Raw genomic sequence first — 16634 nt, forward strand, 5'->3', positions numbered from 1 at the left:
TATATATTGGAGGGAACTAACTTGTTAGAAAAAACATTTTACAAGATGATGCTCAGTAAATCCTTCCCCTTCCCGGTCAAAGTAACCTATTGGGATGGAAAGAGCGAAGTTTATGGTAACGGTGAACCTGACGTTGAAATTGTTTTTAATGAAAAGATTCCAGTAACTGAAATTACTAAAAATGCTTCTTTAGCACTTGGTGAAGGTTACATGGACAAAAAAATTGAAATTAAAGGTGACGAAAAAGCAGTTCAAAAAATAATTATGGGTGCTTATCAAAGTGCCGATAGCTTTATGAGAGCATCAAAATTCAGAAAGTTTTTACCTAAACAAAAGCATACTGAAAAACAAAGTGAAGCAGATGTACAAAGCCATTATGATATTGGTAATGACTTTTATAAAATGTGGCTTGACCCAACTTTAACTTATTCTTGTGCTTATTTTGAAGATGACAATCAAAATGATTTAGAAGAGGCTCAAATAGCTAAAGTTCACCACATCCTTAATAAGTTGCACCCACAAAAAGGCAAAACTTTATTAGATATTGGTTGCGGATGGGGAACATTGATGCTCACTGCAGCTAAAGAATACGGTCTAAAAGTTACAGGGGTAACTTTAAGTGAAGAACAATTTGAATTAGTTCAAAAGAAAATTTACGATGAAGGCTTAGAAGATGTAGCTACAGTTAAATTGGAAGATTATCGAGAACTCGGTAATGAACAATGGGATTATGTAACTTCTGTTGGTATGTTTGAACATGTTGGTTCAGAAAACTTAAGTGAATACTTTAGTGATGTTTATAAATACTTAAAGCCAAACGGAGTTGCCCTTATTCATGGTATTACTCGTCAACAAGGTGGAGCCACTAATGCATGGATTAATAAGTATATTTTCCCTGGTGGCTATATTCCCGGACTTCCAGAAATTGTAACTGATATTGTTGAAAACAATTTACAAATAACTGATATGGAAATGCTTCGTCGTCACTATCAAAGAACTCTTGAAATTTGGGATAAGAACTTCAATAATGTTCGTGATCAAATTCAAGAAAAAATGGGCGAACGTTTTACTCGGATGTGGGATCTTTATTTACAAGCTTGTGCTGCAAGTTTTGAATCTGGTAATATTGATGTAGTGCAATATCTTTTAACTAAAGGACCATCTGGCGAAAACTTACCGATGACTCGCAAATACATGTTAAATAAATAAAAAATAAACGCTAAACTAGTTTTTCTAGCTTAACGTTTATTTTTTTGCTTTACCAAATAGTTACACGCTCATCAGGTGAAAGCCACATACCATCAGTTTCTTTGACATTGAAAACTTCATAAAATTCATCTTGACACTGGGCTGGAATATTAACTCGAGTGGGCTGTGGTGCATGAACATCCACGGCAATTTCTGTTTTTATTGCCTCTGGACGTTGAACTTGAGCCCAAGATTTAGCATAATTTTTGAATAATTCAGCTAAATCACCTTTCTCACTCTTGCAGGATTGAATTGCACAAGTTAACCCACCTAAGTCTGCAATATTTTCAGCAACAATCTGCTTACCATTTAACTTACCTGAACCATATTGCAAACCATCATAAATATCAATAGCTTTTTGCGTCCGCTTTTCAAATTCCTTGAAATCTTTTTCATTCCACCAATTATTCATATTACCTTTTTCATCGAATTGCGCACCATTATTATCAAAAGCATGTGAAATTTCATGAGCAATTGTTGCACCAATTCCACCATAGTTCTCAGCGCGAGTTTGCTTCAAACTATAAAATGGTGCTTGCAAAATTCCTGCTGGGAAAGTAATGTCATTTCTTTGAGGATCATAACAAGCATTATTCATATTTCCTGGCATTAGCCAAACACTACGATCTACTGGTTCTGTAATTTTAGCTAAATTATACTTAGCTTCAATTTTACTAATTAATGACATATTTTCATATAAACTTTTTGTCGTATCAACTCTAAGCAAATCGTAGATTTTTTCTTGCTTTTCTGGATATCCAATTTTTAAAACTAAAGACTTCAATTTAACTATAGCTTTATTTTTAGTATCTTCTGAAAGCCAAGTGTTATTTCTGATGCGGTCCTCATATACTCCAATCATGGTATGAATCATATCAGTTACATCAGTTTTAGCATCTTTACCAAAGTAAGTTTTACCATAAAAAATCCCATCAACTTCATCAAAGACACCATCAGCTAAACGATATGCGTATTTTTGAGCAGTGGGCAATTCATTAGCGCCAGTAATTGCTTGACGATAAGAAAAAGCCGCCTCTCTAAATTTCTGTGATAGCAAGTTTGCTGAACCATTAATAAATTTAATTAACATCCAGCCACGAATTTCTTCAAAGCTAGTTTCATTGAGAAACTCGTTAATGTGATCCAAATAACGTGGCTCTGTTACGATTACGTTTTTAGGAAGTACGGGTAAGATTTTCTTCAAAAAAGCTTCCATATCAAATGATTCAAATTTTGCTAAAAAGTCTTTCATAGTCATGGGATTATACATTTTTGGATAATCAGACCACTCTTCAGTTGACTTTACCACCTTAGCAAGGCGTGCATCATATTTTAATCCCAATTCAACTTCTTGTAGCGCCTCTTCTTCAGGCATCCCTGCCATAATTAATAGCTTCACTGATTGCTTTTTTAAAATACTTAATAATTTATCTGCATCAGCATCCTGATAACTACTTGTATCAGGTAAAAGAGTTCCTGGTCCTGAAAAATACAAAACATTTTTATCAGTATTTTTCATATCGGCATCAACTTCAAAGCTAATTGGTAAGGAATAAGTGAAATAGAGTTCATTTGCATCTTGATTAAATTTTGAAAAATTAGATAATTTCTTTAATCTCTTTAAGTCAGCTTGAACTGGAGATGCTCCTTCCTTACTTCTTCTATCAAAATCAAGAGCTAATTTATATAGTTGGATTGACTTTTCAAAATTGCTTAATTCTGGCAATTTATTTTTACTTGATGCAAAATCGTTAAACTCCTGAATCATTAATCTTTCAAGATTAATATCAATTTTGGCATTTGTTCCAGTTTCAGTTCTATCAGGTGGAATGACAGCTTGTTTTTGCCATTTTGAATTAACTGCTAGATATAAATTATCCTGAATTCTAGTTGCCATATCTGCCTTGGTAATATCACCAACACCGCCACGTACATTGAAATATTTTTTCATGATTTCTCCTTCTCAAAACTACACAAAAAGGACGAAGGTAATCCTTCGCCCTTTAAGAGTCCAATCGATATGAAAAGACTTTTATCTTTGTTGATGCTTCATCATGTTCATCACTTGGTTGACCTTCTTAGCTGAAGGTTTTTGACCCATTTGTGACATCATGGCAACAATCATGTCTTCACTGATTGGAGGATTATCTTGGAAATACTTTTTCATGTATGCTCTTGCACCATAAAATCCGCCAACAAGACCGATTAAAAGTGCAGCGATAATCAATACAATTGCTAATGCTAAATTCATAATTAAAAATCCTCCATTAACTAATAAGGTTATTGTACCTAAAATCAGTGAATTTTTAAAGGTGAAATTAATCTTTTCTTAGACCCTTTTTTCTTTGAGCAGCTTTTGCCTTTTCAGAAGTTACTTCTTTGCCATTTTTATCAACAATAACAGTATTTTCAAGTTGCTGCTTAAATCCGGCTCTAAAGTTTTCTAAAAACTTCTTGTGAAGTTCTTTACGTTCTTTTTCTTCTTCATCAGTTAAGCCTTCATCTTGCTTCTTGTGATAAAGTTCATTGATACGATCTGTAACTTTCTTTTCTTCATCTTTGTCCATTTTTTACACCTCACATATAAAAATAAGTTTACACTTTTAAGTATTAGAATAAAAGACATTTTTTCTTCTGGAACACTCGTTTGTGAAACTATTAGTTATTTGCTACAATATATAGTATATACCAAATCAATCATAAAACGGAGTAATTAACATGTTAAAAAATGATAAAAAACAACTAGAAGTCTTGCGCTACATCTATGAATCCGTAGAACAGCATGGCTTTCCACCAACTGTTCGTGAAATCTGTTCTGCTGTAGGTCTTTCATCAACTTCAACTGTTCACGGTCACATTGCTCGATTACAAAGAAAAGGATATGTAATCAAAGATGCAACTAAACCTCGTGCCATCGAAGTAACTGATGCAGGACGCAAAGCAATGGGAATTGCTGCCAAGAAGATTCCTGTTTTAGGTGTTGTTACAGCAGGTCAACCAATTTTAGCTGTAGAAGAAAATGAACCAGAAGATTACTTCCCTCTTCCTCCCGATCTTGAAGGCTTCAAGGGAGATTTATATATGCTTACCATCAAAGGAAGCAGCATGATTAATAGTGGTATTTTTAATGGTGACCAAGTTATTGTTCGTAAACAAAATACAGCCGAAAATGGTGATATTGTAGTGGCCATGACTGATGAAAATGAAGCAACAGTTAAACGTTTTTACAAAGAAAAAGATCACTATCGTTTGCAACCCGAAAACGATGCAATGTCTCCAATTATTTTAACGAATGTTACAATTTTGGGTAAAGTTATCGGTCTTTATCGCAACCATATTAGCTAAAAAACTGGTAGAACTCTTAATTTAAAAGTTCTACCAGTTTTTGTTATTTTAGGATATTTATTATCTTATTTTCAAATTTAGGAAGCCACTTTTCTTTATAACCTGCTCTAGTTGGATGAATTTCATCCGCCATATAAAGCTTATCCTGATTTTTAAAATTAGGATCATTATATAAATCCAAGATTTGAATATCATATTTTTCCACTAATTCATGACTTCTTTTAACCATTTGTGAATATAAAGAATTTTCAAAATAGGGATTAGTATAAATCAAAATTGGACAATGCCAAACTTTCTGTGCTTTTGAAATAATATATTCTAATGCACCTGTAATAGTTTGTGTATCAAAATCATCATTTGTACTAATTTTCCCTATTTCTTTATTTTTTAATGCATCATTAGTTGAAAGCTGTAAAACCAACATTTCAGGAGTCTCTAAATGAAGGTTTTCCTTAAATCTAGCTACGTATGAATCTCCTGAATAATTAACATCTTGTTCTACTAGAGTAGTTCCATTCTCTGCATCCTTAATAGCTTCAACACCGTCTTTTTTCCAAAGAAAATCAACAAATGACTCCCCAAGTGCACCAAAGCCAAAAGTAACTGATGATCCCAGAAAAAGGATTCGTTTGCCTATAAGAGGAGAACTAACATTTAAAGCTTGTGAGTTTAAACTAAATTGTTTGCTATTTCCAGGCAAATATGAAAACTTAGTATAAATCCGCTGATTTAAGGGATGTAAATCTAAATCCTGTCTTAATTCTGCTAAGGCAATATCAGACAAGTCATTATTTTGCCTAATTGGAATTAAAAATGTTTCATTACTCATTATTTATTCCTCCAAATACGGTTTAATTACCTGCCAATCTTTTTCAATATCTGTAATTAATTTTCTATTATAAAAAATAGCTGCAGGATGATATTGCGGAAAAATTGTGTAAAGCTCCTTAGACCAAATATAGCCGTCTTTTTTATCATTTAATTTAAGAATAGGGGTATTTTCAATCACTGTTCCATGTTCTTGAGAAATTTTATGACCTCGTCCTAATAACCTCTCTAGACCAACATTGCCTACTGTAACAATTAACTTAGGTTGTACTTGGGTAACTTCATAGTCAAAAAATGGCGCATGAGCTAATATTTCTTTTTTGGTTGGTTTTCGATTAGGATATTTTATAACTTTTTTATTTTCGCGCTTGCTAAAAACTTCCTTAATTCCGTATGGACGACTTCTAACAGCAGAAGTAATATACACTTCTTCTCGTGTTAATCCAATTAATGCCAAAGATTTTATTAGTTCCTTACCGGAATCACCTGAAAAAGGTTTATGTGTAATAAGTTCATTTTTTCCTGGAGCTTCCCCTACAATCATTAATTTAGGATGAATTGGTCCATCTCCCTCATTCAAACCTTCTAGCCGCATCCCTTTTGAACGACTCATTACCTCATCAACTAATTCTTTAGGATACTTCAAATCAAACACCTAATCTTTCAACTGAATATATGCTTCTGCTTCCTGCAAAATATCATACAAACCCGGGCGTTTTAAATAGACTTTAGCATCTGGAAGAGTGACCCAAGCCGAATTTAGGATTTCTTCTTTTTGATCAACTACTTTTTGACCAGGTACATACTCACTTATAAAAAACGTAACTGTCTTTATAGTATGTTCTTCAGTTTCATATGTCGTACTTTTTTCAAATCGAAAGTCAAATTTAGGATGGAGTCCCACTTCTTCAGCAACTTCGCGTTTTGCTGTCTCTTGCTTTGTTTCGCCTGGTGCTAAATGTCCCTTTGGAAATCCCCATGTATGATGAACCACACTTTGGACTAATAAATATTTGAGATCTCCGCCTTCTCTTCTATAAATAATGCTACCAGCTGAATGTTCATGAATCATAATAATAACCCCCTTTTTATTAATTATACAAAAAATAAAGTGTATATTGTATTTAAATGCAAAAAAAGAACCAATTCCTAAGAACTGGTTCTTTTTTGTATGCATTCGCGTTAAATTAACGACGTGCTTCAGCAATTCTAGCTGACTTACCGTGACGATCACGTAAGTAGTAAAGCTTAGCACGACGTACACGACCATGACGTACAACTTCAAGCTTAGCAACACGTGGGTCGTTAACTGGGAAGGTACGTTCAACACCAACACCTGAAGCAATCTTACGAACAGTGTAAGTTGCGCCGATGCCAGCACCCTTCTTCTTAATTACAACGCCTTCAAAAATTTGAATACGTTCGTGACTACCTTCAACAACACGTACGTGTACACGAACAGTGTCACCTGCGCGGAAAGCAGGAATATCGTCACGTAATTGTTCTTTAGTTAATTCTGCAATTAATGGATCCATTATAATTTCTCCTTCTACGGTATTCTTATCACGCTTTGCGTCCAGCGGAATACCCATAACTTTATTACTTGGTCTAAACAACCACTTCTACGATTCTAGCAAAATTTTACCACAAGTTCAAGTTTAAATTTATTCAAATTCTTTCAGCCACTGCTGTTCTTCTTTAGTTAATTGGCGATTTTCTAGCATATCTGGTCGATGCAAGTAAGTAGCTCTTAACGCTTCTTTATGTCGCCATTCAGCAATTTTTTGATGATTTCCGCTAGTTAATACTTCAGGAACCTTTTGTCCTTCAAAATCAGCCGGTCTGGTATATTGTGGATATTCTAATAATCCATGAGAAAAACTTTCCTCCACAGCAGAAGCACTATTTCCTAAAATTCCTGGTAAAAGTCTTACTGTCGCATCAATCATGCTCATTGTAGGTAATTCTCCACCGGTTAAAACATAATCTCCAATTGAAACAGTTTCATCAGCTAAATCGTATACTCGTTGATCAAAGCCTTCATAGTGTCCGCAAATAAAAGTTAATTCTTCTTCTTTTGCCCAATCTTGAGCCATTTTTTCATTAAAAGTTTTGCCTTGAGGAGCAGTAATAATCACTTTCCCTTTAGAGGGTAAAGAATCAAGTGCCTTTTTAATTGGCATAATCTGAAGAACCATTCCAGCTCCTCCACCATAAGGAGTATCATCTACATGATGATGAATATCGGTAGTGAAATCACGGAAATTAACTAAATTGAGATCCCACTTTCCATCCTCTAATCCTCTTCCTAACATTGAGACTTGAAGCGGAGTAAACATATCGGGAAAAAGTGTCAAAACATTAACTTTCATTAACGCAATCCCTCCATTAGTTCAACATAGATTTTTTTATTTTCAACATCTACATTCTTAACTACATCAGAAATATATGGAATGAGAAAACTTGTCCCATCATCTTCAGTTACTTCCCAAACATCATTTGCACCAGGGGCTTGAATATCGGTAATTTTTCCGATTCTTTCGCCAGTTGTTTCATCAATTACGTCTGAGTTCAAAATATCACGGTAATAATATACCCCTTCAGGTAATTCTTGTTGATTTTCCTCACTCACAACTAAAGTTTTACCACGAAGCTTTTCAGCTTGATCAATGTCAGTAACTTCTTCAAACTGCACTAACCAAAACTGTTTAAATGGACGACTACTTTTAACAGTCAAAGTACGCTCTGTATCATTTTTTAAGGATAAAATGGAACCCGGAGCAAAACGTTCTTCAGGAAAATCAGTTATTAAGCTAACTTTTACTTCCCCATTTAAACCATGGGTAGTTAAAATTTTTGCTACATCATAAAATTGCATTTTAATCTCCTTGCAAAATCTAATCAAGAAAAAAAGTTTGAAGCAACTGCTCCAAACTTTTCAAAGTAATAATTACTTATTGTATTTTGCATCGTGCAACTTCTTCATGATACCTGCGTTTGAAAGAAGTGATCTTACAGTATCTGAAGGTTGTGCACCCTTTTGAAGCCATTCAAAAATCTTGTCTTCTTCAAGCTTCAATTGCTTTGGGTTTGAAACTGGGTTGTAGTAGCCAACTTCTTCGATGAAGCGACCGTCACGTGGCATACGTGAGTCTGCAACAACGATTCTGTAGAATGGCTTTCTCTTGGCACCCATACGGTGCATACGAATTTTAACTGACATAAATTAATTTCCTCCTAAAACTTAACGATTAATAATATACCACCAAAAGTAAAAGGTGTAAAGGCTTTTTACTTAACAGATTAAAAAATTTCTTTAAGAGTGATATCTCTTCATCTTCTTCATCCGCTTTTTCTTATTCTTTTTGAAATTTTTACCCATTCGGCGCATTGCCATTTTAGCCATTGGCGAATCCATTCCTGGCAAATTACCTAATCCTTTAAAGTTACCCTTAGTAACTTTTTGCATCATATCACGAGCAGTCTTAAATTGCTTAATCATACGGTTAACTTCAACAATTGGACGACCAGATCCAGCAGCAATTCTTCTTCTACGGCTAGGATTTAAAATATCAGGATTTTCACGTTCTTCTGCAGTCATTGAATACACAATAGCTTTAGTATGGGCAATTTGTTTTTCATCAATTGACATGTTTTGTAATTGAGGATTATTAGCCATTCCTGGAATCATTTTCATAATTTGATCTAATGGCCCCATTTTTTGAACTTGCTCGAGTTGTTCGATGAAATCGTTAAAATCAAATTGATTTGCTTTCATCTTTTCAGCTACTTTTTGAGCTTCTTTTTCATCATAATCTTGTTGAGCACGTTCAATAAGCGTAAGCATGTCACCCATTCCAAGTATTCTGGATGCCATTCTATCTGGGTGGAAATCTTCTAAATCAGTAAGTTTTTCACCTTGACCAGTATAAATAATCGGCTTACCAGTAACCGCACGAATTGATAAAGCAGCCCCACCACGAGTATCACCATCAAGTTTAGTTAAAATAACTCCAGTAACATTAAGTCTTTCATCAAACCCTTTAGCAACATCAGTTGCAGCTTGACCTGTCATTGCATCAACAACAAGCAAAATATTATCTGGATCAGCAACTTTTTTAACTCTTTCAAGTTCTTCCATTAAAGGCTCATCAATTTCAAGACGACCTGCTGTATCGATAATTACATAGTCATTCTTATTTTTATCAGCTTCAGCTAATCCATCTTCAACAATTTTCGCAACATCTTTTTCATCAGCTTCACTAAAAACAGGCACTTCTAATTGTTGGCCAATTTGCTTTAATTGTTCAACAGCAGCAGGACGATAAATGTCTCCTGCAATTAAAAGTGGACGAGCATTTTGTGTTTTTTGTAAATGATATGCAAGTTTACCTACAGTAGTAGTCTTACCAGTACCTTGAAGACCAACCATCATGATAATAGTGGGAATGTGCTTTGATTTATTCAAACCAACTGCACTTTCTCCCATCATCTTAGTTAATTCTTCATTAACAATTTTAATTACTTGCTGACCTGGATTTAAGCTTTCTTGAACTTCTTTGCCAAGAGCTTCCTTTTTTATTTTTTTAATAAAATCCTTAACAACTTTAAAGTTAACATCAGCTTCTAATAATGCTAATCTAATTTCACGACTGGCACGATTAATATCTTCTTCCGAAACCTTTCCTTTACCAGTCAAATTCTTTAATGCTTTTTGAATTCGCTCGCTTAAGTTTTCAAAAGCCATGGGTTTATTCCCCTCTCATCTTATTTAATAAATTTTGAATTTTTTCCTTAGCTTGATTAATCTCTCCTTGATCAAGCAACTTTACTGTCAATTCAAGATTATCTTCTATTTTATTATAATCTGACTGCATATGCAGTGAAGATTCATATTTTTTTAGACTTTTAGTTGATCGTTTTAAATTATCATAAATAGCCTGCCTAGAAACATTATGATTGTCAGCAATTTCACCTAAAGATAAATCATTATAATAATAATCTTCAAAATAGCTCTGCTGCCCTTTGGTTAATAATTTCCCATAATAGGCATAAAGATCACCTAATTTTTCATTTTTTGTTAGTTCATCCATAAAGCTTCACCGCTTATTAGTATATCAAAAATATACTTAATTGACGATTGACCGTATTTGATTTTGTTGTTAAAATTAAATGGATTTTAACAATTCATTTAACTTAGATTTAATTATAAATTATTTCTAAAAACATAAGGGAGGAAATTTCTGTGAATCTTTGGAAAAAAATGAACCGCAAAGAAGATCCACGTGTATATGAGAATAAAGATGGCCATTTAGTTCGTTCACTAAAAGTACGTGATATTTTGGCACTGGGAGTAGGAACAATTGTTTCTGCTTCAATTTTTACTCTTCCAGGTGAAGTTGCTGCAATGCATACTGGACCTGCAGTGGCTATTTCATTTATCTTAGCAGCTATTGCCGCTGGGCTTGTAGCGTTTGCATATGCAGAAATGTCAGCAGCAATGCCGTTTGCTGGAAGTGCTTATTCCTGGATCAATGTAATATTTGGAGAATTTTGGGGTTGGGTTGCCGGTTGGGCCCTACTAGCAGAATATTTTATTGCTTTAGCCTTTGTGGGCTCCGGCTTATCGGCTAACTTCCGCGCTTTAATTGCTCCACTGGGATGGAAATTACCAGCTTCACTTTCAAATGCTTTTGGAACTGATGGCGGAATAGTTGACATTATTTCTATTGTTTCTATTGCTTTAGTTTCTATCTTAGTTTCTAATGGAATTGGAAAAGTTGCCCGTGTTGAAAATGCTCTTGTTATTTTAAAAGTTATTGCAATTCTACTTTTCGTTGTAGTGGGAGCAACTGCAATCAAACATTCAAACTTTGTTCCATTCATTCCTAAATACCATGAAACTGCTAACGGTCCATTCGGTGGCTGGCAAGGAATCTACGCTGGGGTAGCAATGATTTTCTTATCTTATATTGGTTTTGATTCTGTAGCTGCAAACTCAGCAGAAGCAATTGACCCTGAAAAGACGATGCCTCGCGGAATCATTGGTTCATTAGTTATTGCGGTCGTTCTTTTTGTTAGCGTAAGTTTAGTCCTTGTTGGTGTAGTACCTTATCAAAAATACGCTGGTAATGCTGAACCAGTTGGATTGGCTCTGCGTTATGCAGGACACCCATTAGTAGCAGTTATTGTTCAAACTATTGCCGTTTTTGGAATGTTTACTGCTTTAATTGGAATGACAATGGCAGGGTCTCGTTTAATTTATTCATTTGGCCGTGATGGGATGCTTCCAAAATGGCTTGGAAAAATTGACAAAGATCATCGTCCTAATAACGCAGTATTAGCCATTACTGCAGCTGCAATTATTGTAGGAACTCTTTTCCCATTTTCAGCAATTTCACAATTAGTTTCTGCAGGAACCTTAATTGCCTTTATGTTTGTATCAATTGCTATTCTTCCTCTTAGAAAGCGCGAAGGACAAGATATTGTAGATCCTTCATTTAAGATGCCACTTTATCCAGTTTTACCAATTTTAGCCTTTTTAGCTTCTTTAATAGTATTCTTAGGATTAGATATTCAAGCTAAAGTTTATGCCTTAGCCTGGTTTATCATTGGAGTAATCATTTATCTTGTTTACGGAATACGCCACTCAACAACTAGTCTAAAAAAATAACTCTTAAAACAAAAATTAGCTAAGTACAAATGTACTTAGCTAATTTTTATGCTTCATAATTCATATTAGACCGGTCTACAATAACATCGCCATGCAAACTCAATATGCTTTTTTCGTAAATCATTTCTTTGGTTTGGGAAATATAATCTATAAAATGTTTCGTTCGAGTATGAGCTTCATAAGCTGCTTCATCTTGGTAAACTTCAAAAAAGCGCCATTCGTTTTCTATATCAAACATATTTCCAGCTAACATTGCAATTATGCCAGCTTCTCTTTCCATAGATTTTGTCATTTCTTTTTTAACAATATCGCCAAACTTTTCTAAATCATCATCTACCAAAGTGATTTTAGCCATATTGACTACATAATTATTGTTTTTATCAATTCGTAAATCCTGATAATTAGTACCAATAAATTGTGGCGTCAAATTAAAAGAATCCGTTTCATCTACTGCATCTTTAGCTACTGCTTGGTAAGCTTTAAACTGCTTTGAATTGATGTGATTTTGATAACTTTCTTCATCCTTATAGACTTCAAAGATATAGTTACTATCTTTTCCTTCAGAAGCTGAGGACATGAAATATACCCCATCTTCTTTTTGAATTGAAGTAAACATATTCTCTTTGCCAGCCTTTAAGAATTCGTCTCTTTCAGCTGGATTAACAGTTAAATGATAAAAGTTCATAATAGGTGCATTTTTTATGTTCATTTTTTATCTCCTTATAAAATGTTCATAATTTGTTTTAAAAATTTTGTTTTCATATAAGTCTGAAATATCTAAATCATCAATTGCTTTTGACACAATTTCATCTGGTCCAACTGGAGCTACTCCAAAAGGTGCATCCGTACCAAATAACACATGATTAATTCCAAAATAATCTAATGTTAATTGTAGAGCTGGGGTATTACCTAAAATTGCCGTATCAACATAAAAGTTTTTAAAATCTTCGGCATGTTCTTCATCCAAAATATGATTAATTCTGCCACTAAAAAACGGTACCATTGCTCCAGCATGATGGACCAGAATTTTAATATTAGGATATTCTTCAAATAAATCAGCTTTAACTAATTGAAGCATGGCTTGAGATAACTCATATTCCCATGAAAAGACTAAATTATTATCAGGCTTACGCTTATCAAAAACAGGATGAAGCCATAAAGGAACATTCAACTCAGCAGCTTTTGCTAAAACTGGACGAAATTCAAGATTAGCAATACTTTTTCCTAAATGACGAGTAAAAATTTGCGCACCCACTAAAATATCTGATTTAGCAATTTTCTCTAGAGTCTCTTGCGCAGCTTTAATATTGTTCATTGGAAGCATCCCTACTCCAGCCTCAAATTTATCAGGATTATCATGAACTATGGCAGCCAACTCGTTATTTGCCATTTCACAAAGGTCCGCAGCTTCTGCTGGAATAACAAAATCTTCCGGACTGATATTTGCAAAAGATAAAACCTGTTTTAAATGGTTTTCAGGCCAATTATTTAACCGAAATTGTAAATCTGTAAGTGCTTTAACTTTCAAAAAGGGATACTTTTCTGGAATTTTAGGGTCAATTTCAAGCATCTTTTGATAATAATTTGGCGTTAAAATATGGCTAAACACGTCAATCTTCATAATTATTGCCTCCTTCGTTACTTATAGTTTAGTCTTTTTTTAGATAAATAAAAAATAATCTTACCTAAGAAGATAAGATTATTTTTCATGTGTTTAAAGATTTTTATCCATATTAAAAGTTAACTTAGACATATTGATAGATTCAGTAAACATTTGTCCCCAAAGTTTTTCTGTTTCTTTCTTAGTATGAGCAACTGTTTTTTGGTTTTCTTTAGTTAAATATTCAGTAAGCTCATCGCCACGTTTACCATCTGCACCTTTAATAATTTCTTCAACGCGACCTCTATAATAGCGGTTAAGTTCAGTAAGGTAAGTAGTATCAAGCTGAACAAATTGTGGATAGTGACTTTCAACAAGAGCAGCAAATGATTTGTAGTACCACCATGCATCATTCATATTATAATCCATTGAAGTATTATTGTATGAAGGATCAGTATCATTCATATTTGTAAAGAATGGTACATATGGTGTAAATGTTGGACCACCGATACATAACCACATAATAGCAGCTTTATCTTCTGAAACATCACTTCTAATTTGAAGAACATGTGAGTTTTGAGTTCTATTTAAACCAATTGGGCGATACATATGCTTTTCTTCATCTGTACCCTTACCAAATGGATCATAAGGAGTATCTTGATAATGACTACCTAAAGCATATTGAATATCTTCGCGGCTAATTTTCTTTGCAGCTTTACGAATAAATGGAATATCAGGATCTTGTGGATCTTGTTCAATTTCAGGATTAAAAAGTTTTTGAATATACCATTGACGACTAGTATTATAGTGACGATCTTGTTCAGTATAAGTACCAAAAATATGACGGAAATTCCAACCTTCATGATCAGTATTTAAATGATGCTTTTCAACAAATTCTTGAATTCCTTCACTCCACATAAAGTTGTCTGGATCATCAAAGTTTACTTCTTGAATAGCAACACGGTTACCTGTTGCAGCATAACAATCATCTGGAATGCGTTGTGCTACCCAGTGGTGACCAGTAACGATTTCCATGTACCATACTTCATCTTTATCACTGAATAATACAGAATTACCAGCTGGTGAACCGTACTTTTTGATTAACTTACCTAAACGCTTAACACCATCTCGAGCAGAATCAATATATGGTAAAACTACAGTTTGCATACAATCTTCATCTAATCCATCTTTAACAAGTGGATCAAATGCCAAAGTTCTTTCATTACCATAAGTTGATTCAGTACATGACATTGCAACATTCTTTTGATTAATACCGCTTTCGTCATAATAGCCTTGAGTTTTGTAATCAACATTAGGAACGGCTGGGACTCTTTGTGCATTTTCTGGTAAATCCATTTCAAACTTGTTGAGCCAAGACTTGATATGACGTCCCTTTTCATCTTTAGCGGCAGGTTCAATAATGAACTTTTGAGGTGTAATTGGCTTAAAAGTATCATCATTACGTGCAATCATCGTTGAGCCATCAATTGAGGCTTTTTTACCAACTAAAATAGTTGTACAAGCACTGTATTCTTTCATAGTGTTCTCCTTATAATAAAATAATCAATTACTATCCTAATTTTAGACCAAACCATGGAATAAACCAATAGCATAATTTGCAGCGTCAAAATCCGCAAGGTCTTCTGGCTTTTCTCCAAGTCCTACAAGCTTAACTGGCAAGTTCATTTCATTTCTAATTGCTAAGACAACCCCACCTTTTGAAGAGCCGTCAAGTTTTGTTAAAACTAAACCAGTCAACTTGGTAGTTTTATCAAAATCTTTTGCTTGTAAAAGTGCATTTTGTCCAGTTGATCCATCCAAAACAAGAAGCGTTTCAGTAGGTTCTTCTGGAAGCAACTTTTTAATCGTTCGTTGAATTTTTTCAAGTTCATTCATCAAATTCTTCTTATTTTGAAGACGTCCTGCAGTATCAACTAATAAAATATCGGCTTTTTCTTTAATTGCCTTTTCAGTTGCATCATAAACGACTGAAGCAGGATCAGCTTTTTCAGCACCTGTAACTACAGGTACATCTACACGCTTACCCCATTCTACTAATTGTTCTACAGCACCTGCTCTAAATGTATCAGCAGCTGCCATAATAACAGACTTTCCTTCATCCTTAAAGCGTTTAGCTAATTTCCCAATAGTAGTGGTCTTACCTGCACCATTAACTCCAACAAAAAGATAAACATTAGGAGTATCATCATCATGATAATTTAATTTTTCATCATCACTATTACCATTTTGATCGTAGACTTCAACTAACTTTTCAACAATTACTCGCTTTAAATCGTCATGTGTTTTAGCCTTTTGAAGTTTAGCCTCATCACGTAATTGCTCAGTTAATTCTTCTGCTGTTTCATAACCAACATCTGATTCAATTAACAATTCTTCCAAATCATCAAAGAAATCCTCATCAACACTTCTAAATTGTGCGAAGAAAGCATTTAATCGAGCCCCAAAACCTTTATTAGTTTTTTCAAGTCCCTTTTCATAAAGTTCAGTTTGATTTTCATTTGCAGTATTATCAGAATCTTCTACAACTTCATCTTTAGCTTCTTCAGTGTTTTTTTCTAAATTTTCTTGATTCTCAGATTCATTTTCAGTATTTTCTTCACTAATTTCTGAGTCAGTTTTTTTAGATTCTTCTATAGTAGAATCCTTAAGAGCATCTTGACTAGAATCTGCTTCTACATCAGAATCAGCTAAATTATTAGAGTCATTAGAATCCTCTTTTTTTGAATTATTTTCAGTATTTTCTTTTGAACTTTCTTCAAGAGAATCTTCTTTATCAACACTAGTAAAATCAGCAGACTTTTCTTCATCTGCATCTTCAACATCGTTTTTTACTTCTTCTTGAACAGAATCTTGTTCTTGTTTTTCTTCTTCATCTTTTTTTCCAAAAAGTGATTTTTTGATCTTATCAAATAAACCCAA

The 16634-nt window shown here is 34.0% G+C and carries 19 protein-coding genes; 3 read left to right on the plus strand and 16 right to left on the minus strand.

Translation table 11 applies throughout. The features are described 5' to 3' along the window. The first annotated feature begins 21 nt into the window (after positions 1–21). Positions 22–1209, plus strand: coding sequence for a cyclopropane-fatty-acyl-phospholipid synthase family protein (locus FOD82_RS05275; RefSeq protein WP_144355434.1), 1188 nt, complete (start codon positions 22–24; stop codon positions 1207–1209). 49 nt (positions 1210–1258) lie between these two features. Here FOD82_RS05275 and FOD82_RS05280 read toward each other — a convergent pair whose 3' ends face one another. The 3 genes from FOD82_RS05280 to FOD82_RS05290 all read right to left on the minus strand — a co-directional run bounded on the left by FOD82_RS05280 (position 1259) and on the right by FOD82_RS05290 (position 3815). Beyond that, positions 1259–3199, minus strand: coding sequence for a M13 family metallopeptidase (locus FOD82_RS05280; RefSeq protein WP_144355435.1), 1941 nt, complete (start codon positions 3197–3199; stop codon positions 1259–1261). Between the two features lie 81 nt (positions 3200–3280). After that, entirely contained in the window at positions 3281–3499 is a 219-nt protein-coding gene (locus FOD82_RS05285) for a YneF family protein (protein ID WP_144355436.1), read from the minus strand. Positions 3500–3566: 67 nt separating this feature from the next. Then, positions 3567–3815, minus strand: coding sequence for a DUF896 domain-containing protein (locus FOD82_RS05290; RefSeq protein ID WP_144355437.1), 249 nt, complete (start codon positions 3813–3815; stop codon positions 3567–3569). A 151-nt stretch (positions 3816–3966) separates the two neighbouring features. Between FOD82_RS05290 and lexA the strand changes: the two genes are divergently transcribed. Further along, positions 3967–4593 carry a transcriptional repressor LexA gene (gene lexA / locus FOD82_RS05295; protein WP_144355438.1) on the plus strand — a complete coding sequence of 209 codons (627 nt, stop codon included), beginning with the start codon at positions 3967–3969 and terminating at the stop codon, positions 4591–4593. A 43-nt stretch (positions 4594–4636) separates the two neighbouring features. On the opposite strand, the gene FOD82_RS05300 is transcribed toward lexA, so the two are convergent. The 9 genes from FOD82_RS05300 to ylxM form a co-directional block, all read right to left on the minus strand. Continuing rightward, positions 4637–5422, minus strand: a complete 786-nt coding sequence (locus FOD82_RS05300; protein WP_144355439.1) for an SGNH/GDSL hydrolase family protein — start codon at positions 5420–5422, stop codon at positions 4637–4639. Positions 5423–5425: 3 nt separating this feature from the next. Further along, positions 5426–6067, minus strand: coding sequence for a uracil-DNA glycosylase (locus FOD82_RS05305; RefSeq protein WP_144355440.1), 642 nt, complete (start codon positions 6065–6067; stop codon positions 5426–5428). Positions 6068–6076: 9 nt separating this feature from the next. After that, the gene (locus FOD82_RS05310) at positions 6077–6493 is read right to left on the minus strand and encodes an NUDIX domain-containing protein (protein WP_144355441.1); all 417 of its coding nucleotides are present in this window, start codon (positions 6491–6493) and stop codon (positions 6077–6079) included. Between the two features lie 115 nt (positions 6494–6608). Continuing rightward, positions 6609–6956, minus strand: a complete 348-nt coding sequence (gene rplS, locus FOD82_RS05315) for a 50S ribosomal protein L19 (protein ID WP_144355442.1) — start codon at positions 6954–6956, stop codon at positions 6609–6611. A 129-nt stretch (positions 6957–7085) separates the two neighbouring features. Next, a complete protein-coding gene (gene trmD / locus FOD82_RS05320; protein WP_144355443.1) occupies positions 7086–7793 on the minus strand; it encodes a tRNA (guanosine(37)-N1)-methyltransferase TrmD in 708 nt (235 codons plus the stop codon). Beyond that, positions 7793–8299, minus strand: coding sequence for a ribosome maturation factor RimM (gene rimM / locus FOD82_RS05325; protein ID WP_144355444.1), 507 nt, complete (start codon positions 8297–8299; stop codon positions 7793–7795). Before rimM ends, trmD begins: the two co-directional genes overlap by 1 nt. A gap of 72 nt (positions 8300–8371) precedes the next feature. Next, positions 8372–8644 (minus strand): 30S ribosomal protein S16, encoded by a 273-nt coding sequence (gene rpsP, locus FOD82_RS05330; RefSeq protein WP_144355445.1) that lies wholly within the window; start codon positions 8642–8644, stop codon positions 8372–8374. A gap of 93 nt (positions 8645–8737) precedes the next feature. Beyond that, positions 8738–10168 (minus strand): signal recognition particle protein, encoded by a 1431-nt coding sequence (gene ffh, locus FOD82_RS05335; protein ID WP_144355446.1) that lies wholly within the window; start codon positions 10166–10168, stop codon positions 8738–8740. A gap of 4 nt (positions 10169–10172) precedes the next feature. Further along, the gene (ylxM, locus tag FOD82_RS05340) at positions 10173–10514 is read right to left on the minus strand and encodes a YlxM family DNA-binding protein (RefSeq protein ID WP_144355447.1); all 342 of its coding nucleotides are present in this window, start codon (positions 10512–10514) and stop codon (positions 10173–10175) included. Between the two features lie 152 nt (positions 10515–10666). Between ylxM and FOD82_RS05345 the strand changes: the two genes are divergently transcribed. Next, a complete protein-coding gene (locus FOD82_RS05345; RefSeq protein ID WP_144355448.1) occupies positions 10667–12094 on the plus strand; it encodes an amino acid permease in 1428 nt (475 codons plus the stop codon). 46 nt (positions 12095–12140) lie between these two features. Here the strand turns inward: FOD82_RS05345 and FOD82_RS05350 are convergent, their stop codons facing one another. The 4 genes from FOD82_RS05350 to ftsY form a co-directional block, all read right to left on the minus strand. Beyond that, positions 12141–12803 carry an antibiotic biosynthesis monooxygenase gene (locus FOD82_RS05350; protein ID WP_144355449.1) on the minus strand — a complete coding sequence of 221 codons (663 nt, stop codon included), beginning with the start codon at positions 12801–12803 and terminating at the stop codon, positions 12141–12143. 3 nt (positions 12804–12806) lie between these two features. Further along, the gene (locus FOD82_RS05355) at positions 12807–13715 is read right to left on the minus strand and encodes an amidohydrolase family protein (protein ID WP_144355450.1); all 909 of its coding nucleotides are present in this window, start codon (positions 13713–13715) and stop codon (positions 12807–12809) included. A 93-nt stretch (positions 13716–13808) separates the two neighbouring features. After that, the gene (locus FOD82_RS05360) at positions 13809–15233 is read right to left on the minus strand and encodes a C69 family dipeptidase (RefSeq protein ID WP_144355451.1); all 1425 of its coding nucleotides are present in this window, start codon (positions 15231–15233) and stop codon (positions 13809–13811) included. 42 nt (positions 15234–15275) lie between these two features. Next, on the minus strand, positions 15276–16634 hold the full coding sequence (ftsY, locus tag FOD82_RS05365; RefSeq protein WP_144355452.1) for a signal recognition particle-docking protein FtsY: 1359 nt from the start codon (positions 16632–16634) through the stop codon (positions 15276–15278).

It is taken from the genome of Lactobacillus sp. LL6, from assembly GCF_007570935.1.
In the GTDB taxonomy this organism is placed as follows: domain Bacteria; phylum Bacillota; class Bacilli; order Lactobacillales; family Lactobacillaceae; genus Lactobacillus.